The organism is Microbacterium sp. NPDC058269, from assembly GCF_042881445.1.
Lineage (GTDB): Bacteria > Actinomycetota > Actinomycetes > Actinomycetales > Microbacteriaceae > Microbacterium.
Genome location: NZ_JBHVXT010000001.1, coordinates 870,660 through 893,625 on the forward strand (window position 1 = coordinate 870,660; position 22,966 = coordinate 893,625).

General features: G+C 68.3%; 24 protein-coding genes. 14 read left to right on the forward strand and 10 right to left on the reverse strand.

Features of this window, described 5'->3' with window-relative positions; all coding sequences use genetic code 11:
* Window positions 1-98: 98 nt before the first annotated feature.
* The 3 genes from ACFVWL_RS04325 to ACFVWL_RS04335 form a co-directional block, all read right to left on the reverse strand.
* Window positions 99-1,133, reverse strand: coding sequence for an ABC transporter permease (locus ACFVWL_RS04325; RefSeq protein ID WP_029258495.1), 1,035 nt, complete (start codon window positions 1,131-1,133; stop codon window positions 99-101).
* The gene (locus tag ACFVWL_RS04330; RefSeq protein ID WP_387178955.1) at window positions 1,133-2,635 is read right to left on the reverse strand and encodes a sugar ABC transporter ATP-binding protein; all 1,503 of its coding nucleotides are present in this window, start codon (window positions 2,633-2,635) and stop codon (window positions 1,133-1,135) included. The genes ACFVWL_RS04325 and ACFVWL_RS04330 overlap by 1 nt, the downstream gene beginning before the upstream one ends.
* Window positions 2,636-2,824: 189 nt before the next feature.
* Window positions 2,825-3,694: a sugar phosphate isomerase/epimerase family protein gene (locus tag ACFVWL_RS04335; protein ID WP_387178958.1), complete on the reverse strand. Its 870-nt coding sequence runs from the start codon at window positions 3,692-3,694 to the stop codon at window positions 2,825-2,827.
* Window positions 3,695-3,890: 196 nt separating this feature from the next.
* On the opposite strand from ACFVWL_RS04335, the gene ACFVWL_RS04340 reads away from it, so the two are divergent.
* Window positions 3,891-4,892, forward strand: a complete 1,002-nt coding sequence (locus ACFVWL_RS04340) for a LacI family DNA-binding transcriptional regulator (RefSeq protein ID WP_387178961.1) — start codon at window positions 3,891-3,893, stop codon at window positions 4,890-4,892.
* A gap of 40 nt (window positions 4,893-4,932) precedes the next feature.
* On the opposite strand, the gene ACFVWL_RS04345 is transcribed toward ACFVWL_RS04340, so the two are convergent.
* Genes ACFVWL_RS04345 through ACFVWL_RS04355 form a run of 3 tightly spaced genes read right to left on the reverse strand, consistent with a single transcriptional unit; the run spans window position 4,933 to window position 7,697 of the window.
* On the reverse strand, window positions 4,933-5,352 hold the full coding sequence (locus tag ACFVWL_RS04345) for an RbsD/FucU family protein (RefSeq protein ID WP_387178964.1): 420 nt from the start codon (window positions 5,350-5,352) through the stop codon (window positions 4,933-4,935).
* 46 nt (window positions 5,353-5,398) lie between these two features.
* Window positions 5,399-6,415: an aldo/keto reductase gene (locus ACFVWL_RS04350; RefSeq protein ID WP_387178967.1), complete on the reverse strand. Its 1,017-nt coding sequence runs from the start codon at window positions 6,413-6,415 to the stop codon at window positions 5,399-5,401.
* Window positions 6,402-7,697, reverse strand: coding sequence for an L-fuconate dehydratase (locus ACFVWL_RS04355; RefSeq protein WP_387178970.1), 1,296 nt, complete (start codon window positions 7,695-7,697; stop codon window positions 6,402-6,404). The genes ACFVWL_RS04350 and ACFVWL_RS04355 overlap by 14 nt, the downstream gene beginning before the upstream one ends.
* A gap of 124 nt (window positions 7,698-7,821) precedes the next feature.
* Here ACFVWL_RS04355 and ACFVWL_RS04360 point away from each other — a divergent pair, with 124 nt between their 5' ends.
* Window positions 7,822-8,682, forward strand: coding sequence for a fumarylacetoacetate hydrolase family protein (locus ACFVWL_RS04360; protein WP_387178973.1), 861 nt, complete (start codon window positions 7,822-7,824; stop codon window positions 8,680-8,682).
* A complete protein-coding gene (locus tag ACFVWL_RS04365) occupies window positions 8,679-9,446 on the forward strand; it encodes an SDR family NAD(P)-dependent oxidoreductase (protein ID WP_387178976.1) in 768 nt (255 codons plus the stop codon). Before ACFVWL_RS04360 ends, ACFVWL_RS04365 begins: the two co-directional genes overlap by 4 nt.
* Window positions 9,447-9,551: 105 nt before the next feature.
* Here the strand turns inward: ACFVWL_RS04365 and ACFVWL_RS04370 are convergent, their stop codons facing one another.
* Entirely contained in the window at window positions 9,552-10,526 is a 975-nt protein-coding gene (locus ACFVWL_RS04370; RefSeq protein ID WP_387178979.1) for an amidohydrolase family protein, read from the reverse strand.
* 46 nt (window positions 10,527-10,572) lie between these two features.
* On the opposite strand from ACFVWL_RS04370, the gene ACFVWL_RS04375 reads away from it, so the two are divergent.
* On the forward strand, window positions 10,573-11,250 hold the full coding sequence (locus tag ACFVWL_RS04375) for a FadR/GntR family transcriptional regulator (protein ID WP_387178982.1): 678 nt from the start codon (window positions 10,573-10,575) through the stop codon (window positions 11,248-11,250).
* Window positions 11,251-11,278: 28 nt separating this feature from the next.
* Here the strand turns inward: ACFVWL_RS04375 and ACFVWL_RS04380 are convergent, their stop codons facing one another.
* Window positions 11,279-11,941, reverse strand: coding sequence for a transaldolase family protein (locus ACFVWL_RS04380; RefSeq protein WP_387178984.1), 663 nt, complete (start codon window positions 11,939-11,941; stop codon window positions 11,279-11,281).
* Window positions 11,942-12,059: 118 nt separating this feature from the next.
* On the opposite strand from ACFVWL_RS04380, the gene ACFVWL_RS04385 reads away from it, so the two are divergent.
* From ACFVWL_RS04385 to ACFVWL_RS04410, 6 genes are all read left to right on the forward strand, one after another.
* Entirely contained in the window at window positions 12,060-13,034 is a 975-nt protein-coding gene (locus ACFVWL_RS04385; RefSeq protein ID WP_387178987.1) for a ribokinase, read from the forward strand.
* A gap of 49 nt (window positions 13,035-13,083) precedes the next feature.
* On the forward strand, window positions 13,084-13,488 hold the full coding sequence (gene rbsD, locus ACFVWL_RS04390) for a D-ribose pyranase (protein WP_387178990.1): 405 nt from the start codon (window positions 13,084-13,086) through the stop codon (window positions 13,486-13,488).
* On the forward strand, window positions 13,488-14,300 hold the full coding sequence (locus tag ACFVWL_RS04395; RefSeq protein WP_387178993.1) for a GntR family transcriptional regulator: 813 nt from the start codon (window positions 13,488-13,490) through the stop codon (window positions 14,298-14,300). The genes rbsD and ACFVWL_RS04395 overlap by 1 nt, the downstream gene beginning before the upstream one ends.
* 43 nt (window positions 14,301-14,343) lie before the next feature.
* On the forward strand, window positions 14,344-14,700 hold the full coding sequence (locus ACFVWL_RS04400) for a cupin domain-containing protein (protein ID WP_387178996.1): 357 nt from the start codon (window positions 14,344-14,346) through the stop codon (window positions 14,698-14,700).
* 42 nt (window positions 14,701-14,742) lie between these two features.
* A complete protein-coding gene (locus tag ACFVWL_RS04405; protein ID WP_387178999.1) occupies window positions 14,743-15,801 on the forward strand; it encodes a PLP-dependent cysteine synthase family protein in 1,059 nt (352 codons plus the stop codon).
* 124 nt (window positions 15,802-15,925) lie between these two features.
* Window positions 15,926-16,441, forward strand: a complete 516-nt coding sequence (locus ACFVWL_RS04410) for a glycine cleavage system protein R (protein ID WP_387179002.1) — start codon at window positions 15,926-15,928, stop codon at window positions 16,439-16,441.
* Window positions 16,442-16,520: 79 nt separating this feature from the next.
* Here ACFVWL_RS04410 and ACFVWL_RS04415 read toward each other — a convergent pair whose 3' ends face one another.
* Window positions 16,521-17,204 carry a FadR/GntR family transcriptional regulator gene (locus tag ACFVWL_RS04415; protein WP_387179004.1) on the reverse strand — a complete coding sequence of 228 codons (684 nt, stop codon included), beginning with the start codon at window positions 17,202-17,204 and terminating at the stop codon, window positions 16,521-16,523.
* Window positions 17,205-17,369: 165 nt separating this feature from the next.
* Between ACFVWL_RS04415 and ACFVWL_RS04420 the strand changes: the two genes are divergently transcribed.
* The 4 genes from ACFVWL_RS04420 to ACFVWL_RS04435 are packed head-to-tail and all read left to right on the forward strand — an operon-like array spanning window position 17,370 to window position 21,860.
* A complete protein-coding gene (locus ACFVWL_RS04420) occupies window positions 17,370-18,605 on the forward strand; it encodes an aminotransferase class V-fold PLP-dependent enzyme (RefSeq protein ID WP_387179007.1) in 1,236 nt (411 codons plus the stop codon).
* Window positions 18,606-18,663: 58 nt separating this feature from the next.
* Window positions 18,664-19,974, forward strand: coding sequence for an ABC transporter substrate-binding protein (locus ACFVWL_RS04425; RefSeq protein ID WP_387179010.1), 1,311 nt, complete (start codon window positions 18,664-18,666; stop codon window positions 19,972-19,974).
* A 3-nt stretch (window positions 19,975-19,977) separates the two neighbouring features.
* Window positions 19,978-20,943, forward strand: coding sequence for a carbohydrate ABC transporter permease (locus ACFVWL_RS04430; protein WP_387179013.1), 966 nt, complete (start codon window positions 19,978-19,980; stop codon window positions 20,941-20,943).
* A complete protein-coding gene (locus tag ACFVWL_RS04435) occupies window positions 20,940-21,860 on the forward strand; it encodes a carbohydrate ABC transporter permease (protein ID WP_387179016.1) in 921 nt (306 codons plus the stop codon). The genes ACFVWL_RS04430 and ACFVWL_RS04435 overlap by 4 nt, the downstream gene beginning before the upstream one ends.
* 69 nt (window positions 21,861-21,929) lie before the next feature.
* On the opposite strand, the gene ACFVWL_RS04440 is transcribed toward ACFVWL_RS04435, so the two are convergent.
* Window positions 21,930-22,943, reverse strand: a complete 1,014-nt coding sequence (locus tag ACFVWL_RS04440) for an aldo/keto reductase family protein (RefSeq protein ID WP_387179019.1) — start codon at window positions 22,941-22,943, stop codon at window positions 21,930-21,932.
* Window positions 22,944-22,966: the final 23 nt, after the last annotated feature.

The following is a 22,966-nucleotide window of genomic DNA, read 5'->3' on the forward strand; positions in this document are numbered from 1 at the left end:
GCGCTGTGGACATTCCAGGTGCCTGTGCGGATGTCTCCGCGGGGACCGGCCGGGGCCGGAGGACGACGACGGGCACGGGTTTCGCCGCCGTCCAGGTCTCAGGTGCGCTGCCGGTTGCGCAGCGAGTCGAGGAATACCGCGAGCAGCACGACCACGCCGACGACGATGTTCTGCCACTCGGGCTGGATCGACATGATGCGCAGACCGTTCACGAGCACGCTCATGATGAGGGCGCCGATCACGGTGCCGAGGATCGATCCGCGTCCGCCCAGCAGCGAGGTGCCGCCGATGATGACCGCGGCGATCGCCTGCAGTTCGTATCCGGTGCCGATCTGCGGTTGCGCCGAGTCGAGGCGGGAGGCGATGACGATGCCCGCGACGCCGGTGAACGCCCCCGCGAACATGTAGATCAGGATCGTCCAGCGACGCGTGTTGACACCCGAGAGGCGCGTGGCCTCCTCATTCGAGCCGATCGCGAACGTGTACCGGCCGAGCAGCGTCTTCGACAGCACCAGGTACGCGATGATCGCGAGCACGGCGGTGACGAGCACGGCGTTCGGGATGCCGGGGATGATCACACCGAGGGCGATCTTCTTGAAGTCGGGGGCCGACGTCGAGAAGTAGATAGGCGCGACACCCGAGATCACGAGGGCGAGCCCGCCGGCGATCATCATCATCGCGAGGGTGGCGATGAACGGGGGGAGGCGGAGGAACGTGATGTTCACTCCGTTGACGAGCCCCATCAGCACACCGGTCAGGATGCCGCCGATGACGCCGACCCATACCGGGAGTCCCATGTTCGTCACGAACACACCCGTCATCACGGCGCAGAGCGCCATGCCGGTGCCGATCGACAGGTCGATGCCGCCGGTGATGATGACGAAGGTGGTGCCGAGGGCGAGGATTCCGATGACAGCGGTCGACAGCAGCACCGTGGCGATGTTGCTGAACGTGAAGAAGTTCGGGCTGGCGATCGAGAAGAAGATGATCAGCACGATGAGCGTGCCGAACGCCAGCGACTGCTGGAACTGACGCTTCAGGAACGCGCCGACGTCTCTCTTGTCGGTGTTCTCGTTCACGGCGGTCTGGATGATCGTCGTCGTCGACGATCCGGGCTGCTGCGGAGCGCTCATCAGTCTTCCTCCCCGTGGGCTGCGAGTTGCATGATCTTCTCCTGGCTTGCTTCCTCGTTGCGGAGCGTCCCGGTGATGCGTCCGTTGGCGAAGACCGCGATGCGGTTCGCCACGCGGAGGATCTCCGGGAGCTCGGATGAGATGACGATGATGGATTTGCCTGCGTCAGCGAGCTGCTGCATGAGGCGGTAGATCTCCTCTTTCGCGCCGACGTCGATCCCTCGGGTCGGCTCGTCGAAGATGAGGATGTCGCAGTCGCGCATCAGCCACCGGGCGATGACGACCTTCTGCTGGTTCCCTCCGGAGAGGAGCTTGACGACCTGGTTGACCGAGGGGGTCTTCACGCGCAACTGCTGCACGTACTCCTTGGTGCGGTTCTTCGCCTTGCTGTCGCCCATCCAGCCGATCGCGTTGGCGTAGGAGCCGAGCGAGGCGAGCACGGTGTTGAACGTCACGTCCTGCTCGAGCATGAGCCCGAGGAGCTTACGGTCCTCCGAGAGGTATCCGACGCCGTGCTGCACCGCATCCGCAGGCTGGGCGATCCGCACCGTGCGACCGTCGATCGCGATCGTGCCGCTGTCGCGGTGATCGGCACCGATCACGGCACGCGCGGTCTCGGTGCGCCCGGCGCCCATGAGCCCGGCGAAGCCGAGGATCTCGCCCTTGTGCAGCTGGAACGAGACGTCTTTCAGGAGGTTGCGGGTCGACAGCCCCTGCACGTCGAGGACCACGGGGTCGTTCGCGTGCTCTCGGGCTTTCGGACGGGTTCCCTCGTCGATCACACGTCCGACCATCATCTCGATGATCGTCGGGATGGTGATCTCCGACTTGTCGAGTGATCCGATGTATGTGCCGTCCCGGAGGACGGTCACGCGGTCGGCCAGACGGCGCAGCTCGTCCATGCGGTGCGAGATGTAGACGATCCCCGTGCCGCGCGCCTTGAGCTGTTCGATCAGCACGAAGAGCGTCTCGACCTCGGTGTCGGTGAGCGCGGAAGTCGGCTCGTCCATGATGAGGACCTTGGCGTTGAACGACAGCGCCTTGGCGATCTCGACCATCTGCTGCTCGGCCACGGTGAGCTCGCCGACGAGCTGCCGGGGGTTCAGGTGGATGTCGAGGCGCTGCAGGAGGTCGGCGGTCTGCGCGTTCAGCTTGCGCTCCGACAGGAACGGCCCGGTGGTGGGCTCTCGCCCCACGTAGATGTTCTGCGCCACGGTCAGATCGGGCATCAGGTTGAGCTCCTGATGGATGATCGTGATGCCGAGCTCCTGCGCCTGGAGCGGGCTCGTGAGTTCGACTTCCTGCCCCTCGAACGTGATCGTGCCCTCGTCCTTGGTGTAGATCCCGGAGAGGATCTTCATCAGGGTCGACTTTCCCGCGCCGTTCTCGCCCACGAGCACGAGCACCTCGCCGGCGTGCACCTCGAGGTGCACGTCCTTCAGCGCCTGCACGCCGGGGAATCCTTTGCTGATCCCCTCGACCCGGAGGATGGGTCCACTCATGCGCTCACCTGCTTCCTTGAAGGTTCTGCTTCGACGTCGACGGATCATTCCGTCGCAAACATCGGATCAATTCTGCGTCCTACGCTACGGGCAGCGCAAGTTGTATCTAAATGTATCTAAAGTCGGGCGGATGAGGAAGACCTGTAATGACATCTTGACCTTTCGCTCTGCTCCGCCTCGAGATACTGCTCAGTGCAGGCGGATCGACTCGACGGCCACGAGCTTGTCGCGGATGTACGCGTTGGCATGGGCGCCGAGCTCGACGTTGTCGTTCCAGAGGTTCCGCCAGATGCCGAGCATGCGGCTGAGGTCGGGGGCGACGACCGCCGAGGAGAACGACTCGAACACGATCGGGCCGTCGTAGCCGATGCGACCGAGCGCCTTGAAGAACGTGTCGAAGTCGACCGTTCCGGTGCCGAGGTAGCCACGGTGACTCTCGCCGATGTGCACGTAGCGCAGGGCGGGAGCGGCGTCGAGGACGGGCGCGAACATATCCGACTCCTCGATGTTCATGTGGTACGTGTCGATGTGGATCCCGAGGTTCGGCCGATCGACCTCGGCGACGTAGGCCAGGGCCTGACGAGCGGTGTTCAGCACGTTCGTCTCGTAGCGGTTCACGACCTCGAGCGAGACCGACACCCCACGCCGGGCGGCATGGTCGGCGACCCGCGCGATCGCGGCCCGGCTGCTCGCGAGACCTTCCGCGGTCACCGGCTCCATGTACTTCTTCATGGCGCTGTAGATCACCCCGCAGAAGTGCTGTCCGCCGAGGTCGGCGAGCACGTCGACGGCCTTGATCAGGAGGGCTTCACCGGCCGCGACGATCGCCGGGTCGGAGCTGGTGACGTCGGTGACCTCGGAGAGTCCGAGCGACGCGCTGACGGCCAGGTCGTACTCCTCCAGCGCGTCCTTCGCGACGGAGACGTCGAACGAGAACGGATCCATCAGCGGGAACTCGATGAGGTCGAAACCCGCCTCCTTGGTCTTGCGCACCGCGAGACGGATGCCCTCGGCATCGAAGTTCCCCGTCCAGACGAGCCCGTGGCAGCCGATGTTCATGAGACCTCTCCCAGCGGGTGTGCGGCACCGTCGCCGTCTCGCAGTTGGCACGTGCCAACTGCGGTGTGCGAGTCACGCTACGTCGCCCGGACGATGCCTGTCAAGAACTTTCTTGGCACGTTGCAACTCCTCCGATATCCTGATGCCGCCGACGCGGTCAGGAACCTCGATCGACGCGGCCCGACGAAGGAGACCCATGCCCGCGAGCGTCAAGGACGTCGCCGCCCTCGCCGGAGTCTCCTCCTCCACCGTCTCGAACTACCTCAACCATCCGCATGTGCTCGGAGCCGCGAGCCGCGAGCGGGTACGGGCCGCGATCGAGCAGCTCGGCTTCGTGCCCAACGAGTCGGCACGGCAGCTGCGCGCGGGCTCGAGCAAGGCCCTGGCGCTCATCCTCCTCGACGCCTGGCTGCCGTACTTCCACGACCTCTCGCGCGGGGTCGAAGACGTGGCGCGCGAGGGCGGCTGGTCGCTCTTCTTCAGCAACAGCAACCGCGACGACGCGCAGGAGCGGCGCAATCTCGACATGTTCGAGGCGCATCGGGTGCAGGGCATCGTCATCTACCCGCTCGGCGACGTGGTGCCGCGTCTGGAAGCGCTCGCCGATCACGGCATCCGCTCGGTCGTGGTGGGTCCGATCCCCGACTCGTCGAAGGTCGCTTCCGTGCTGTTCGACGACCGCGCGGGCGGGCGCCTCGCGGGAGAGCACCTCGTGGCGCTCGGCCGACGGCGCATCCTGTTCCTCGGGAGCCCCACGGTGAGTCAGTCGAACGACCGCCTGGCCGGGCTCCGGGAGGCGGTAGCAGGCACCGACACGACCATGTCGACCATCGACGTCCCGCACCTGGCGACCGAAGACGGTCTGCAGGCCGGGGCGCAGATCATCGCGATGCCCGCCGTCGAGCGGCCCGACGCCGTCTTCGCGGCGAACGACATGGTGGCCCTCGGCGTGCTCACCCAGCTGTTGCGACACGGCATCCGCGTGCCGGAGGAGATCGCGCTGGTCGGCTTCGACGACGTCGCCCAGGCGCACCAGAGCGTCGTGCCGCTCACGAGCGTGCGACAGCCCGGCTACGAGATCGGCCGTGCCGCCGGAGCCGCACTCCTGCAGCAGCTCGCCGACCCCACGGCACCGCCGCCCGCGACGACGCCGTTCCCCGCCGAGCTCGTCGTGCGGGAATCGACCGTCGGGCGCTGAGGCGGTCGGTCTCCGGCCCGGCCGATCGGCTCCTCCTCCCTCACGCCGAGGGGTGTCCGACCACGCCCTTCCGCAACAGGGCGTTGCCGTACTTGCGGGTCTCGCCCGTGCGCACCAGCAGGTACGCCGCCTTCGCCACCTCGTAGTACGCAAACCGCTCGACGAAGGCCGTCGTGTCTTCGGCGGTGCCCGCCGCGGCCATGAGCTCGCGCTGCACGTCGAGCACCTCGCCGTCGGCCGAGGCCATCAGATCGAGGCCGGGCGCATCGTCCAGCGGGAGCACCGTACGGATGGCGGCGACGACATCAGGCGTCGTCGTGCCGGGGAGGTCGAGGACACGTGCCCCCAGGCCCCACGCCGGGAAGTGCGCATCGGCGACGACCACGGCATCGGAATGCCCCATGCGATCGAGGTGCAGCAGCAGCTCTCCGGTCAGCAGGGGATGGATTCCTTCGAGCATGAGTGCTCCTCTCGGTGAGGCGGCGGTGATTTCTGCGGCGGGTGATTCAGACGACGGGCAATTCAGACGACGGGTGATTCAGACGGGGAATGAGCCCATCCGACGCCAGGTTCTCCCACAGTCCCGTCGGGATCTCGAGCGCGGCGTACTCCGCGTTCTGCTGCAGCTGCGCCGGACGACTGCCACCCACCACGACCGAGCGCACGACGTCGGACTGGAGCGGGAACTGGATCGCCGCAGCGGGCAGCGGCACACCGTGGTCGGCGCACACGGCGGCGATGCGCACGAGTCGGTCCCAGAGCTCGTCCGGAAGCTGCCCGTACTCATAGCGCCCGTCGCGACGCGGCTCGCTCGACGCGAGCAGCCCGGAGTTGAACACCGACGCCGCCACGATCCCGGTCCCGGTCTCGCGGCACGCGGGGAGCACGTCGACCGCGGCGGGCTGTTCGAGCAGCGTGTAGCGGCCGGCCACCATGATCAGGTCGAGGTCGGCCGAGCGCACGGCCGCGGCGAGCGCTTCCGACACCATCGAGCCGATGCCGATCGCGGTCACCTCGCCCTCGGCGCGCAGCTGCTCCATCGCCGGAAGCGCTTCGGCGAGCGCGAGGTCGAGGTCGTGGCGCTCGGGGTCGTGCAGGTAGAGCAGGTCGATGCGCTCGATGCCGAGCCGCTCGCGGGACTCCTCGACGCTGACGCGGACGCCCTCCGCCGAGAAGTCCCAGACACGCTGCAGGTCGTCCGGCACGTGGAAGTCGTTCGCGGTGTCGAGGCCTCCGGCATGGTCGGGGTTCGGTCGCAGCAGCCGTCCTGCCTTGGTCGAGAGCACGTACTCATCCCGCGGCTTGGTCTGCAGGAACGCCCCGAGCCTGCGCTCCGAGAGCCCGAGGCCGTAGTGCGGCGCGGTGTCGAAGAAGCGGATACCGCTCTCCCACGCTGCATCCAGCACGGCCCAGGCCTCGTCGTCGGTCAGCGGACGGAACAGGTTTCCGACGTTCGCGGCACCGTAGCCGAGTGGGGGAACCGACAGACGCTCGGGCACTGCGTTCCGATCAGACGCCGACATGTGCGCCCTTCCAGGTGTAGGTCGCGATGCTGTCGGCCTTCATCTCCATGCCCGTGCCCGGCGCGGTCGGCGCCATGTACGAGCCGCCCTGGATGTCGGTGGGCACCACGAAGTGCTCGTGCAGGTGGTCGACGAACTCGATCATGCGGCCCTCGCGGGTGCCGGTGACCGCGACGAAGTCGAACATCGACAGGTGCTGCACGGCCTCGCACAGGCCGACTCCGCCGGCGTGCGGGCACACCGGCACGTCGAACTTGGCGGCGAGCAGCAGGTTCGCGATGTTCTCGTTCACGCCGGCGACGCGCACGGCGTCGATCTGCATGACCGAGATCGCCTCGGCCTGCAGCAGCTGCTTGAAGATGACACGGTTCTGGGCGTGCTCGCCCGTGGCGACGCGGATGGGCGCGACGCCACGGGCGATCTCGGCGTGACCGAGCACGTCGTCGGGGCTCGTGGGCTCCTCGATCCACGCGGGGTGGAACTCGGCGAGCGCGTTCACCCACTCGATCGCCTCCGACACCTCCCAGCGCTGGTTGGCGTCGATCGCGATCGGGAAGTCGGGTCCGCACACCTCGCGCGCCTTGCGGAAGCGGCGGATGTCGTCGTCGAGGTCGGCGCCGACCTTGAGCTTGATCTGCGTGAAGCCGTCGGCCATGGCCTCGCGCGCGAGGCGCTCGAGCTTCTCGTCGGAGTAGCCGAGCCAGCCGGGGCTGGTGGTGTACCCCGGATATCCGGTGGCGAGCAGCTGCCGCTCCCGCTCGGCTCGACCGGGTTCGGCCGCCCGCAGGATCTCGAGGGCGTCCTCGCGGGTGAGGGCGTTGGTCAGGTAGCGGAAGTCGACCAGATCGACGAGCTCCTCCGGCGTCATGCGGGCGAGCAGCTGCCACAGCGGGAGGCCGGCGCGCTTGGCCTTGATGTCCCACAGCGCGTTGATGACCGCGCCGATGGCCATGTGCATGACGCCCTTCTCGGGGCCGAGCCAGCGCAGCTGCGAGTCGCCGATGATGTCGCGGAACGTGCCGCCCATGTCGTCGAGCAGGGGCTCGATCTCACGCCCCACGAGGTGACCGGCGAGCGCGTCGATCGCCGCGACCTGCACGTCGTTGCCGCGGCCGATCGTGAAGACGAACGCGTGCCCCTCGATGTCGTCGTCGGCGTCGGTGCGCACGATGACGTACGCGGCCGAGTAGTCGGGGTCGGGGTTCATCGCATCCGACCCGTCCAGGCTCAGAGACGTGGGAAAGCGGATGTCGGTGGTGTCGAGGGCGACGATACGGCTCACGGGATTCCTCTCCATGCACGGGTGATTTCTTCCGTGCGGATCTCTTGGAGTGTAAACATCCGATGTCTATACTGTCAACGAGACCGGCCGCCTCGTCGCGGCCTCCCGACCGATCAGGAGAAACATGAAGTTCGCGCGGCTCGGCACCCCCGGGAATGAGATCCCCGTCCTCGTGGAGGGCGACCGATACCTCGACCTCCGCTCCGTAACATCCGATGTGAACGGCGCTTTCCTCGAGAGCGACTTCGTCGCCCGCGTGGCGGCCGCCCGCGAAGCCGGAGAGCTTCCGGAGCTCGCCGATGCCGCATCGATGCGCATCGGCGCCCCGATCGCCCGCCCGAGCGCCGTGATCTGCATCGGCATGAACTACGCGGCCCACGCCGCCGAGTCGGGTTCGGAGCCGCCCACCATCCCGATCCTCTTCCTCAAGACACCGAACACGGTCGTGGGCCCGAACGATGCGGTCACGATCCCCCGCGGCAGCGAGAAGACCGACTGGGAGGTCGAGCTCGGCATCGTGATCGGCACCCGCACCGCCTACCTCGACTCCCCCGACGAGTCGATGGCGCACGTCGCCGGCTTCGTCGCCGCGAACGACGTCTCCGAGCGCGACTTCCAGATGACCGTCTCGGGCGGACAGTGGTCCAAGGGCAAGATCGCCCCCGGCTTCAATCCGACCGGCCCCTGGCTCGTCACCCCCGACGAGGTCGACCATCACGCGCTCGGCCTGCGCAGCTTCGTGAACGGCGAGCCGCGGCAGGACTCGAACACGAGCGACATGATCTTCACGGTCGAGCACATCGTGCACCACCTGTCGCAGTACGTGACGCTCGAGCCGGGCGACCTGATCCTCACCGGCACCCCGCAGGGCGTCGCCCTGTCGGGCAAGTACCCCTACCTCGCCGCGGGAGACGTGGTCGAGATCGAGATCGACGGCCTCGGTCGTCAGCGGCAGGAATTCGTGGCATGGGAGGCCTGGAAGTGAGCGCACGGAACAGACAGGACGGACTGGACGGGCTGGTGGCGATCGTCACCGGCGGAGCATCCGGAATCGGCGCGGCGATCGCGCAGCGTCTGCACGCCGACGGGGCGACCATCGCCGTCCTCGACCGCGATACAACCGCGGCCGATCCCGCCTTCGCCGCCTTCACCGCCGACGTCTCCGACCGCGCGAGCGTCGACGCGGCGGTGGCCGCCGTGGGCGAGAGGTTCGGACGCATCGACATCGTCGTCAACAACGCCGGGATCGGCGCACAGGGCGACATCGCCGCGAACGACGACGACGAATGGGCTCGCGTGCTCTCGGTCAACGTCACCGGCATCGCCCGCGTCACCTCGGCAGCTCTCCCCTGGTTGCGGAAGTCCCCTTCGGCCGCGGTGTGCAACACGGCATCCATCGCCTCGACCACCGGACTGCCGCAGCGGGCGCTGTACAGCGCATCGAAGGGCGCCGTCTCCGCCCTCACCCGCGCGATGGCCGCCGACCACCTGCGCGAGGGCATCCGGGTGAACGCCGTCAACCCCGGCACCGCCGACACCCCGTGGGTGGGCCGCCTGCTCGACTCGGCGGTCGACCCCGCCGCCGAGCGCGCAGCCCTCGAAGCCCGCCAGCCACACGGACGCCTGGTCAGCCCCGACGAGGTCGCCGCCGCGGTCGCGTACCTCGTGAGCCCCGCAGCGGGATCGACCACCGGCACCTTCATCGAGGTCGACGGCGGCATGGCCCAGCTGCGCCTGCGCGCGGAATAGCCCGCTGACCTGCGCTCGAATCGCGCGACTGGTCCCATCCGCGCCGCAAAGGGGACCAGTCGCGCGATTCGAAATGACGGTGTCGGCGCGGCGGCCCGAATCGGCTCAGCCGCGATGGCCGCGGAGCCACCCCCGGATGCCGGAGCGCGGAGCCTCGTCCGTCGGAGCCGACCGCAGACTGTCGGTGCGGTAGAACTGCTCGGCGTTCCCCCACAACAGCGCGTCGAGGTCGTGGCCCCGCGATTCCGCCCAGGCGATCACGGCGTCGGCCCAGCGCGACCGCGCCGTGGGCTGGTACGTCGCGGAACCGTCATCGGGTGCGTGCGGGTCGCCGGGCTCGGCGGGGCCGATAGCCGAGACGGGCCAGTCGCTCCCCCACATCAGGCGCTCGACACCGAAGGCATCTGCGGCCACGTCGAGGAACGGCTCCAGCTGCTCGGCGTTCCAGTCCCCGCGGGCCTCACCGGGCAGACCCGACAGCTTGCAGAAGGTGTGCGGATGCCGGGCCAGCTCTGCGACGTCGCGCGCCCACTCCGCCGACGGTGCGAGCGGAGACGCTGCGGTGCCGACGGCGGGCTTGCCGAGGTGGTCGAGCACGATCCGCAGCTCCGGGATCGCACCGGCGAAACGGGCGATCTCCGGGAGCTGGTCGGCGCGCACGCACGCGTCAAAGGTCAGATCGCGCGCGGCGACCTCGCGCGCGCCGGTCACGAACGCGGCCGAGACGGCCAGCCCGTCCGGCTCGCCCTGCAGGTTGTGCCGCACGCCGACGACGAGGGGCTCGGCCATGAGCCCCTCCAGGTGCGCGACGGTGTCGGTCCCCCGGTCGAGACGGACGCCGGCGACGATCCCGACGATGCCGAGCGCAGGCGCCAGGTCGGCGACCCACTGCACCTCATCGAGGAAGTCGTCTTCGACGGTCTCGGCCTGCACGAACACCGACTTCTCCGGTTGCGCCTCGGACAGACGGGCGAGCCCGAGCTCCCGGTCGGCGAACCGGTACGCCATCGGGCCTTCGAGCCAGGTGTAGGTCAGAACCTCCGGATCCCAGAGGTGCAGGTGTGAATCGAGAACGCGCATGGCTCCATCCTGCCGGAGACATCCGATCAATCGCTAGGATGACGCCATGGCAGTCACCGACGAGGCGATCGAGAAGATCAAGGCGATGATCGTGGCGGGCGAGCTCGCCCCCGGCGATCGGCTTCCCCCCGAGAAGGAGCTGTCCGAACGGCTCGGCCTCTCTCGCAGCTCCATGCGCGAGGCGGTCAAGGCGCTGGAGGTCATCCGGGTCCTCGACGTGCGCCGGGGCGACGGCACCTACGTGACGAGCCTCGAGCCACATCTGCTGTTGGAAGCCATCTCTTTCGTCGTCGACATGCACGACGACGACTCGATGCTCGAGATCTTCGCGGTGCGTCGGATGCTCGAGTCGCAGGCGACCGGGCTCGCCGCCACCCTCGGCACCGACGAGCAGATCACCGAGCTGCAGGACGAGGTCGACTCCGTCGACGCGGCCGTCACGATCGAGGCTCTGGTCGATCACGACATCCGCTTCCACCGGGAGATCGTCGCGATGTCCGGCAACGCGTACCTCGCGAGCCTGATCGAGCACCTGAGCAGTCAGACGGTGCGCGCTCGTGTGTGGCGCGGCCTCACCGAGGGCGGCGCGGTCGAGCGCACCCTGTCGGAGCACCGGGCCATCGCCGACGCGATCGCCCAGCATGACTCCGCTCTCGCGACCTCGCTCGCCACCGCGCACATCGCGGGTGTGGAGCGCTGGCTGCGCCAGGCTGCGGCGAGCTGACCCGTCGGCAGCCCTCAGCAGATCAGGCTCATGCGCCCAGGCGCACCATCGCGGCATCGAACTCGGCGGCCGAGCTGTCGCTCACCTCGTGGAAGAGCACCCGGTCGAGCACGTCGGGCGCGGCGGTGAAGTAGGGCACTCCGGCCAGCCGCAGTCCGACGATGTCATCCGGCGCGCGCAGGGATGCCGCGAGCACGTTCGAGCCGCTCCCCGCGCACACCTCCTGCATCCGGGCGATGGTCGCATCGCCGTCGAGCCCTGCATCGCGCATCCGGCCCAGGTACGGAGCGATGTACTGCGCGCCGATCGAGGCGCACGCGAGCGCCTGCGCGACCGAGTACACGGCCGTCACGAGCACGGTCGCCCCGTCGCGCACGAGAGCGGATGCCGCGGCGAATCCCGCAGCCGTCGCCGGCACCTTCACGGCCACCCGATCGCCCAGTGCGCGGATGCCCTCGGCGTTGCGCAGGAACGAGGCGGTGTCGCCGCCCCAGGTCTGGAAGAAGATCTCGCGCGCCCCCTCCGACTCCCACCGGGCGTAGAGGTCGGGGATCTCGGCGGCGGTACGGCCCCCGCGTTCGAGGATGGTGGGGTTCGTGGTGACGCCGTGCACCACGCCCGCGGCGAGCAGCCGGGAGACGCGGTCGACATCGGCGCTGTCGACGTACAGGCGTGGCGCGATCGGGGTCATCGGGGTCTCCTCGCGGACAACCTGTCGTTACAGGTGCGGATTCGGCTAATGTAATGACAGCCACCGCGGTCTGTCAAAGCGTCGGCTACGCCTGCCGTCGAGGAAGATCAGGAGCGAGATGACCCCCGCACACCCCGAGGACCGTACCGGCGTCGTCATCGTCGGCAGCGTCACGGCCGACGTCACCACCTTCTCCGGCCGCCTGCCCGCTAGGGGCGAGACGATCCTGGGCGACGAATTCACCCTCATGCTGGGCGGCAAGGGCGCGAACCAGGCCGTCGCCGCCGGACGCTCCGGGGCGCGTACGAGTTTCGTCGGCTGCGTGGGAGACGACCTCTTCCACGACCTGGTCGTCGAAGGGTTGACCGCGGCCGGTGTCGACCTCACGCATCTGCGAACGGTCCCCGGTCCCACCGGCGTCGCGCACATCCGCGTCGACGCGTCGGCGCAGAACGACATCGTGATGGTGCCGCTCGCCAACGCCGCCCTGAGCGCCGCGCAGATCGACGAAGCACTCGCGGCCCTCGCCCCCACGACCTCCGTCCTTCTCACTCAGCTCGAGACGCCGTCCGCACTCACCGCCCACATCACCGCGCGCGGACGTGAGCACGGCATGACCGTCATCCTCGACCCGGCCCCGGCCGCCGAGCTCGACGCCGAGATCTGGCGGAGCATCGACATCGTCACCCCCAACGAGACCGAGGCGACCCTGATCAGCGGCATCGAGGTGACGGATGCCGCGTCGGCCGAGCGCGCCGGACGCTGGTTCCTCGCCCAGGGGGTCGGCGCCGCCGTCATCACCCTCGCAGGCCAGGGATCGTGCGTCGTGACGGCCGAGGGCGCATCCGTGATCCCGCCGTTCCCCGTGGATGCGGTCGACACGACCGCCGCGGGCGACGCCTACGCCGGCTATCTCGGCGCGGCGCTCGCGAGCGGCAGCACCCTGGCGGATGCCGTGCGCCTGGCCACCGCGGCCGGCGCGCTGGCGGTCACGAAGCAGGGGGCGTCGCCGAGCCTTCCCCACCGCGCCGACGTCGACGCGTTCCTGACCGCGCGCACGGCTGCACCCACGCCCGCACCCGTCGCGAGCTGAACCAGCGAACGAGCTCACGAACCGAGCATCCGGAGAACCGAGGAGACACATGCGCAAGACGGCCACCACGATCAACCCCGCGCTGTCCCGCGTGATCAGCGAGACCGGGCACACCGACCTGATCGTCGTCACCGACGCGGGCCTGCCCATCCCCCCGGGGTCCGAGCGCATCGACTTGGCGTATCGCCCCGGGGCTCCGGCCTTCCTCGACGTGCTCGACACGGTGCTCGCCGAGCTGGTGGTGGAGGGGGCGACGGTCTCGGCCGAGGTCGCCGAGAAGAGCCCGGAGGTGCTGGAGGCGCTGCGAGAGAGGTTCGCCGACATGGGGTTCGAGGTCGAACTCATCCCTCACGTCGAGTTCAAGAAGCTCAGCCAGGGTGCCCGCGCGTTCGTGCGCTCGGGCGAGTTCACCCCCTACGCGAACGTGATCCTGCACGCGGGGGTGGCGTACTGATGGCCATCGTGGACGACGCGATCGACCGGCACTCCGCCGCGCCCATGTACGACCAGCTGCGCCAGCTGATCATCGACGGCATCACCCGAGACGGCTTGCAGCCCGGCGACCCGCTTCCCGGCGAGCACCGGCTGTGCGAGCGCTACGGCATCTCGCGCACCGTCGTGCGTCAGGCACTCGCCCAGCTCGAACACGAGGGGCTCGTCGAGCGCGTGAAGGGCAAGGGCACGTTCGTCTCCCGTCCCCGCACGAGCGAGAGTCTGGTGCACACGCTGGTCGGCCTGTACGACGACGTCGAGCGCCGTGGCGGGCACGTGCACAGCGACGTGCTGCGGCACGAGCAGACGACGGCCGATGAGGAGGTCGCGCTCGCCCTCGAGGTGCCCGTCGGCTCGCCCGTGGTCGTCCTGGAACGCCTGCGCCACGTCGACGGCGAGCCGTGGTCGCTGTCGACGACCTGGATGCCCGAGGCCGTCGGGTCCGTCACTCTCGGCGCCGACCTCACGGAGGGATCGCTGTACCGGCTGCTCGCCGACCACGACATCGTCGCGACGCACGGTGTGCGCTCGGCGGAGGCGACCGTGGCCACGCACGAGCAGGCGCAGCACCTGGGCGTCAGCGCCGGGTCGGCCCTGCTGCGACTGCGCAGCATCAGCCGCAGCACCGACGGCACGCCGATCGAATACTTCATCGCGTATCACCGCGGCGACCGCTCGCGCTTCGAGTTCCAGCTGCAGCAGGAGCAGTCACAGGCCTCTCTCCTGCACGTCGACGGCGACGGCGGGGCCTCCCGCGCCGGGACGGTCGGCTGAGGAGCCCCTGTCGGCGCTGGCGCGCCGGGTGTACCGTCACCGCATGATCACCGACGATCCCACCCTCACCAACCCCGATCACTACCGCACGCTCTGGGAGAACGAGCACGTCCGCGTACTCGACTACACCGACCAGCCCGGCGACGAGACGACGCCGCACGACCATCCGAACAGCATCCTGGTCATTCTCAGTGACTTCTCCCGGCGCCTCAGCCTGGGCGAGCGCACCTTCGACACCGTCCTCGCCGCTGGGCAGGCCGTGTGGTTGCCCGCGCAGCGCCACTCCGGTGAGAACACCGGCACGACGCCGACACACACGATCCTCATCGAGCTCAAGGGCGATGCGGCGGGTGAGCCGACCTCGACCCACCTCGGCCCGGAGCATCCCGCCGCCGCGTGATCGGCCAGAGCGCCCGGCTGAGCGACAGGTAGTCTCGAGGGCATGAGCGACTGGACCAGCACCGCGATCGCCCTGCTGGAAGCCGATGCCAACCGCAGCGCCGACACGCACCTGCACCTCTTCCCGCTGCCGCCCGAGTGGGGCATCGACCTCTATCTCAAAGACGAGTCCGTGCACCCGACGGGCTCCCTCAAGCACCGCCTCGCGCGTTCGCTGATCCTCTACGGCCTGGTCAACGGGCGCATCCGCGAAGACACCACGCTCGTCGAGTCGTCGAGCGGATCGACCGCCGTGTCCGAGGCGTACTTCGCCCGCATGCTGGGGCTGCCGTTCATCACGGTCGTGCCCCGTTCGACCGTGCAGGAGAAGATCGACCTCATCGAGTTCTACGGCGGCACCTGCCACTTCGTCGACCGCGCGGAAGACATGTCGCCCGAGGCGCAGCGCCTCGCGTCGGACTGCACCGGCCACTACCTCGACCAGTTCACGTTCGCCGAGCGCGCGACCGACTGGCGCGGCAACAACAACATCGCCGAGAGCGTGTTCAGCCAGCTCTCCCAGGAGCGGCATCCGATTCCCACCTGGATCGTCACGGGTGCCGGCACCGGAGGAACCAGCGCGACGTTCGGCCGCTACGTGAAGTACCGCCGCCACCAGACGAAGGTCGCGGTCGTCGACCCCGAGGGCTCGGCCTTCTACGACGGATGGGCCGGGACGGTGGATGCACCGGCCGGGCGTCCGAGCCGCATCGAGGGCATCGGCCGCCCCCGGGTCGAGGCCTCGTTCGTGCCCACCGTGATCGACGAGATGATCCAGATTCCGGATGCCGGCTCGATCGCCGCGATCCGTCTGCTGCGCGAGCGCACCCTGCACTGGGCCGGCGGTTCGACCGGCACGAACCTCTACGGCGCGTTCCAGCTCATCGCCCGGATGCGGGCCGAGGGCGAGACCGGCAGCGTCGTGACCCTGATCTGCGACAGCGGCGTCCGCTACGCCGGTACCTACTACTCCGATGAGTGGGTCGCCGCCCAAGGCTGGGACCTCGCCCCGCACCGCGCGCGGCTCGAAGGTTTCCTGGAGTCCGGCGTCTGGACCGAGTAAAACCGCCGATCTCGTCGCGTCGCCGTCCACAACTCAGGACTCCCGTTCCTCCAGCCCCGGAATCCGGCCGCTCCAGCCCCTGTGCGTCCGTTGTTCCTGAGTTGTGAACAGCTACGCTGGCCGCATGACCACACTGATCCTCACCGTCGCGGGTGCAGACCGTCCTGGCCTCGTGGCCGCCGTCGCCGATGTCGTGGATGCGCACGGCGGCAACTGGGAGAACAGCTCGCTCGCCGAGCTCGCCGGCACGTTCGCGGGCGTGATCGAGGTCTCGGTTCCGACCGAGCAGGCGGCAGAACTCGAAAGCGCCCTGCGCGGCCTCCAGGGTCAGGGGCTGCTCACGCTCGCGGTCCTCACCGGCTCCCCGGATGTCGCCTCCGACGACGATCAGCTGCTCGAGATCCAGGTGCTCGGCAACGACCGCCCCGGTATCGTGCGAGAGGTCTCCGGCGTGCTGAGTGCGCATGCCCTGAGCATCGAAGAGCTGGCGACCGAGACCCGCGATGCCGCGATGGCCGGAGGCCGCCTGTTCGAGGCCTCGGTCACCGCGAAGATCCCCGCCTCCGTCGACCTCGACGCCCTGCGCGCCGACCTCGAACGTATCGCCGCCGAGATCCAGGTCGACATCACGCTTTACTGAGGTCTCCCCCGTTTCGAATCGCGTGAATGGTCGCATCTGACGGCCGGATGCGACCACGTGCGCGATTCGAAACGAGCCGTCAGTCCTCGAGCCCCGAGTACTTCCGCACCCAGTACTCCGTGTACGCCACGTGCGCGGAGGCCGCGGCGCTCGCGGCGACCGGATCTGCCGACGCGAGTCCGCGCAGGATCGCGCGGTGCCCGGCATCCGAGTGCACCTTGAGTTCTGCCGCGTCTTCGGGGTCGGAGATGCGATAGGCCCGCGAGCGCGATCGCAGCACGTCGATCAGACTGGTCAGCGCCTCGTTCCCGGCGACGCCGGAGATCGCCATGTGGAACTCGTGGTCGAGCCGCGACTGCACCTCGAAGTCGGTGGTCGCCTCGATCTCGTCGAGCACGCGGTCGAGCGACTCCACGGTCTGCTCGTCGATGCGGGCGGCGGCGAGCGCGGCCGCATGCGGTTCGAGCACACGACGGAGTTCTGTCAGCTCCAGCACCCCGGCCATCGGCAGCAGTCCGACGGTGAGCGAGAGGCTGCCGATCAGGTCGGCCGCACGCAGCTCGCTGACGTAGCTGCCCGAGCCATGGCGCGTATCGAGCACACCGAGGGCGGCGAGCATGCGGATGGCCTCGCGGAGAGACCCGCGGGAGACGCCGAGACGTTCGCAGAGCTCGCCTTCGCTGGGCAGCCGGTCGCCGGGTCGCAGCGCACCGTCGGCGATCAGCGCCCGCAGCCCGTGCAATGCCGTGTCGAGTGCGCTCATCGTCATCCTCTCTGACACTCCCCCACCCCTCGTGAAGTCTGTCGGAACTCCCCCTCGCAGGAAACTCGTATGACAACTATGTTTCAAGATCAGGTTTTCATGGCAGTTTTCCACGGTATGTGGCAAAGTTGTGCAACAACTCGCCCGACTCATCGATGAGGACTGATGCCCGCACCGCTGTTCCCCGCACCGCTCACGCTGAACTCCGGCATGCGAGCGCGCGACGCCTGGCCCCTCGACCCGGCAGTGATCCACCTCAACCACGGATCCTTCGGCGCGGTCCCGTCGATCGTCGTCGCGCATCAGGACGCCCTCCGTCGCCGCGCGGACCTCAGCCCCGTCGAATGGTTCCCGCGTATCGCCGAACGCGTGCAGGCGGCCCGAGAGCGCACCGCCCCGTTCGTCGGCGCCCGTGCCGAGGACAGCGTCTTCGTGCCCAACGCTTCCGCCGCCGCGACCATCGTCTACAACGCGCTGCAGCTCGAAGCCGGCGACGAGATCCTGGTGACCGATCAGGGCTACGGCGCCATCACGATGGGAGCCGAGCGCCTCGCCCGCCGGTTCGGCGCACGCGTACGCACCGTCGCCCTTCCCCTGCTCTCCTCCGACGACGAGATCGTGCAGCTCTTCACCGACGAGCTCACGCCCCGCACCCGCCTGATCGTGGTCGACCAGATCACCTCCCCGACCGCCCGACTGCTGCCCACTCGACGCATCGCCGACGCAGCGGCCGAACGGGGCGTGCGCACACTCGTCGACGGCGCCCATGCCCCGGGCTTGATTCCGGATGCGGCCGCGGTCGCGGGTGGCGACTGGTGGTTCGGCAACCTGCACAAGTGGCCCTGCGCCCCGCGAGGATCCGCCCTGCTGGTCACGTCCGCCCAGGACCGCGACGAACTCTGGCCGCTCATCGACTCCTGGGCAGCGCGCGAGACGTATCCGACCCGCTTCGACACCCAGGGCACGATCGACGCCACCACGTACCTGGCCACCCCGACCGCCATCGACTTCATCGAAGGCGAGTTCGGCTGGACAGCCGCGCGCACGGCGATGGCGGAGATCGCGGATGCCGGCGCCGAGCTGATCGCCGAAGCACTGCGCCCCTACGGCGACGAGGACCCGCTGACACCACTCCCCTCACCCGTGCCGTCGATGCGGCTCGTGCGCCTTCCGCTCGGGCTCGGTGCGACGCGGGAGGAGGCCGATGCACTGCGCATGGACCTGCTCGACGAGGTCGGCGTCGAGACGGCCTTCACGAGCTTCCGCGGCATCGGCTACTTCCGGCTCTCGGCCCACCTCTACAACGAGGCCGCCGACTACGAGGCCTTCGTCGAGCGCTGCATCCCGCAGATCCTGAGCCGTGCCGGCATCCGCCGCGCCGACTCCCTCATCCTTCCCTGACCGCATCCGTCCCCCACCCGACCGCAACACCCACCCCCACCCCACCGAGAGGCACATCGTGAAGAACAAGATCTTGACGACCGCAGCGGGATTCGGCACCGTCGCCGTCCTCGCTCTCACCGGCTGTTCCGCAAGCTCCGGCCCGTCCGCCGACGGCACCGTCACCCTGCAGATGGTCGAGAGCCTGACCAACCCCGCCCGCACCGAGCTCCTGCGCGGGCTGCTCGACGACTTCGAGAAGGCGAACCCGAAGATCACGGTCAACCTCGTCTCGCCGCCCACCGAGCAGGCCGATGCGAAGATCCAGCAGATGCTGCAGTCCGGCAAGGGCGTCGACGTACTCGAAGTCCGTGACATTACCGTCGGCCCCTTCGCCAACAACGGCTGGCTGTACGACCTCGCCCCCGACCTCGAGAAGTGGGACGGCTGGGACGCCCTGACCGACAACGCCCAGTCCGCCTCGGTCGCTGCCGACGGCAAGAGCTACTTCGTGCCCTACGGCTTCTACGGACTGTCGCTGTTCTACCGCACCGACCTCGTGAAGGACGCCGGCTTCGACGGTCCACCGCACAGCTGGAAGGACCTGCTCGAGCAGGCCAGCGCCATCCAGGACCCGTCGAACAACATCTACGGCTACGCCTTCCGCGGCGGCCAGAATGCCAACAGCAACGTGGTCGCAGCCATCGAGGCGTACACGATCGACGGACTCGACGTCGACGACGCTTTCCTCATGGAAGACGGTTCGACGATCTTCGCCGCCCCCGAGGCGCAGGATGCGGTCGACGACTACTTCGACCTGTTCACGGAGGCCTCTCCGCCCTCCGCCGTCTCGTGGGGCTACCCCGAGATGGTCGCCGGCTTCACGAACGGCACCACGGCGTTCCTGCTGCAGGACCCCGAGGTCATCGCGACCGTGCAGGACTCCTCGCTGACCGAGGACCAGTGGGACACCGCTCCGCTGCTGGTCGGCCCGTCGGGCAAGGCCGCGCAGCCGCTCGCCGTCGCTGGGTGGGGCGTCGCCGAGAACAGCGAGAACAAGGAGGCGGCCGTCAAGCTCGTCGAGTTCCTCTCGTCCGCCGAGCCCGCCACCGAGTTCGCGCAGGCCAACAGCCTGGTGCCGATCATCACCGCCGCGGCCGACGACGACTTCTACTCGTCGGGCCCGTGGACCAGCTACGTGACCATGACCGAAGACCCGGAGACCTACGTCAACGTGCGCCAGCCGCGCGGGGTCAGCTGGTGGACCGAGTGGATCCAGAAGTCCGACCAGGACGTGCAGAACGTGCTGCTGGGCAACATGTCGACCAGCGACCTGCTGGCCTCGTGGGATGCGTTCTGGACCGAGAAGTACGCCGCGGAAAAGGGCTGACCTGTGGCCCGCACCGCTCAGAAGGGAGGCTCCGTCGGCACTGCTTCGCAGCAGGCAGCCGTCGGGGCCTCCCCGGCATCCCCTCGACGCCGCCCGTTCCGCGGCCGCCAGGCATGGACGCTGTTGGCCTTCCTCGCGCCGGCGATCGTCTTCGTCTGCTGGTTCACCTACTGGCCGATGCTGCAGGGCGCGCGCATGGCCTTCCACGACTGGAACCTCTGGGACCTCACCTCGACGCCGTTCGTGGGCTTCGACAACTTCCTCGCGGTGTTCCGTGATCCGGCCTTCCCGACGGTGGCGTGGAACTCGGTGCTGTGGGTCGTCGGCTCGCTCGTGCCGCAGCTCGTGATCGGATTCCTGATCGCGCTGGCCCTGCGCAAGAAGTTCCGCTTCCGCGGGCTCTACCAGGCGCTCGTGTTCTTCCCGTGGGCGGTGTCGGGCTTCCTGATCGGCATGCTGTTCCGTTGGATGTTCAACGCCGAGTTCGGTGTGGTCAACGATCTGCTCATGAAGGCGGGGCTGATCGACGCGCCGCTCCCCTGGCTGGCCGATCCGAAGCTCGCGATGTTCGCCGTGATCGTCGCCAACGTCTGGTACGGAGTGACGTTCTTCGCGATCATGATCCTCGCGGCTCTGCAGTCGGTGCCCGACGAGATGCTGGAGGCGGCGAGCCTCGACGGCGCGGGCAAGTTCCGGCAGCTCTTCTCGATCATCATCCCGTATATCTCGATGACGCTGCTGCTGACGATTCTGCTGCGGGTGATCTGGATCTTCAACTTCCCCGACATCATCTACGCGATGACCAACGGCGGACCCGCCAACCAGACGCACATCATCACGACCTGGATGATCAACTACACCCAGCAGGGCAACTACGGCTTCGCGAGCGCGATCGGCCTCATCGTGATGGCCGTCCTGTTCGTGTTCTGCGCGTTCTACCTGATGGCGATGCGGAGAGTGCAGCGATGACCATGACAGACACCTCACGGACGGGCTCCTCGATTACCGAGACCCGGCGCATCACCGTTCCGGACCCGGCATCCGCCCCACGCCCGAAGCCGCGCGTGACGATCGGCGGCGTCGTCCGCGTCGTGGGGCTCGGACTCTGGCTCCTGATCACGCTGTTCCCGCTGTATTGGATCGCGCTGACGTCGATCAAGTCGCCGGGCACGATCAACCGCTTCCCGATCGAGTACTGGCCGAGTGAGCCGTCGCTCGAGAACTACATCAGCCTGTTCCAGAAGAGCTCGTTCGGCGTCTTCCTCGGCAACTCGGCTCTGGTCGCTGTCGTCGGCGGCGCGGTGGCGACGCTCATCGCCCTGTTGAGCGCCTACGTGCTCGCCCGGTTCGAGTTCCGCGGCAAGGGGGCGATCCTGATCGCGTTCCTGCTGACGCAGATGATCCCCGCGTTCATCGCGTTGGGCCCGCTGTACTCGATGATGACCGACCTGGGACTGGTCGACACCAAGCCCGGACTCATCCTCGTGTACATCGCGATCTGCATCCCGTTCTCGACGGTCATGCTCCGCGGCTTCTTCGAGAACGTGCCGGATGCGCTCGAAGAGGCGGCGATGATCGACGGATGCTCGCGCCTCGGCGCCCTGTTCCGCGTGCTCGTCCCGGTGATGACCCCCGGCATCATCGCGGCGTTCATCTTCAACTTCGTGAACTGCTGGAACGAGCTGTTCCTGTCGGTCGTGCTGATGAACACCGACGCGAACCGCACCGTCCCCTCGGCGCTGAACGGCTTCATCTCGACGTTCAACATCGATTGGGGCTCGATGAGCGCCGCAGCCGTGCTGACGATCCTGCCGACCATGGCGATGTTCGCACTCGCGAGCCGCTGGATCGTGCAGGGCCTGACCGCCGGCGCGGTCAAGGAATAGCCCTCGAATCGCGCAAATGGCCCCATCTGCGAGTCGGATGGGGCCATTTGCGCGATTCGAACCTGTGGTTCAGACCAGGCGGGACTTCGGCGACGTCGAGTACGTCGCCTCGGCGTCACGGTTGACCGTGTCGCCCAGGGCCGTGTCGATCGCGGCGAGGGTGTCGGCGTCGAGCTTCACTCCAGATGCCTTGACGGTCTCGGCGAGCTGCTCCGGACGGGAGGCTCCGACCAGGGCCGCCGCCACGTTCGGGTTCTGCAGCACCCACGCGATCGCGAGCTGCGGCATCGAGAGGCCCGCCTGCTCAGCGATCGGCTTGAGGCGCTGGACGGCGGTGAGGATGTCGTCCTCCAGGAAGCTCTTGATGAAGTCGGCGCCGCTGTGCGGGTCGGTCGCGCGCGACCCCTCGGGCACCGGCTGACCAGGCAGGTACTTGCCGCTGAGCACGCCCTGCGCCATCGGCGACCAGACGATCTGCGAGATGCCGAGCTCTTCGGAGGCCGGCACGACCTTGCCCTCGATCACACGCCACAGCATCGAATACTGGGGCTGGTTCGAGATGAGCTGGATGCCGAGCTGCTTCGCGAGCGCATGCCCCTCGCGCAGCTGCTCCGCGGTCCACTCGGAGACGCCGATGTAGAGCGCCTTGCCCTGACGGACGACGTCGGCGAAGGCCTGGAACGTCTCCTCGAGCGGGGTCTCGTAGTCGAAGCGGTGTGCCTGGTACAGGTCGACGTAGTCGGTGCCGAGGCGCGCGAGCGAGCCGTTGATCGACTCGAAGATGTGCTTGCGGCTCAGGCCGGTGTCGTTCGGACCCTTGGGGCCGGTCGGAAAGTAGACCTTCGTGAAGATCTCCAGCCCCTCGCGGCGCTGACCCTCCAGCGCCTTGCCGAGCACGACCTCTGCCGCCGTGTTGGCGTAGGTGTCGGCGGTGTCGAAGGTGGTGATGCCGGCGTCGAGCGCGGCATGCACGGTCTTCACGGCGGCGTCGTCGCCGACCTGTGAGGCGTGGGTGACCCAGTTGCCGTAGGTGATCTCCGAGACCTTGAGACCGCTGTTGCCGAGATAGCGATAGTTGACCATGGATCAACGCTACTGGCTGCCCG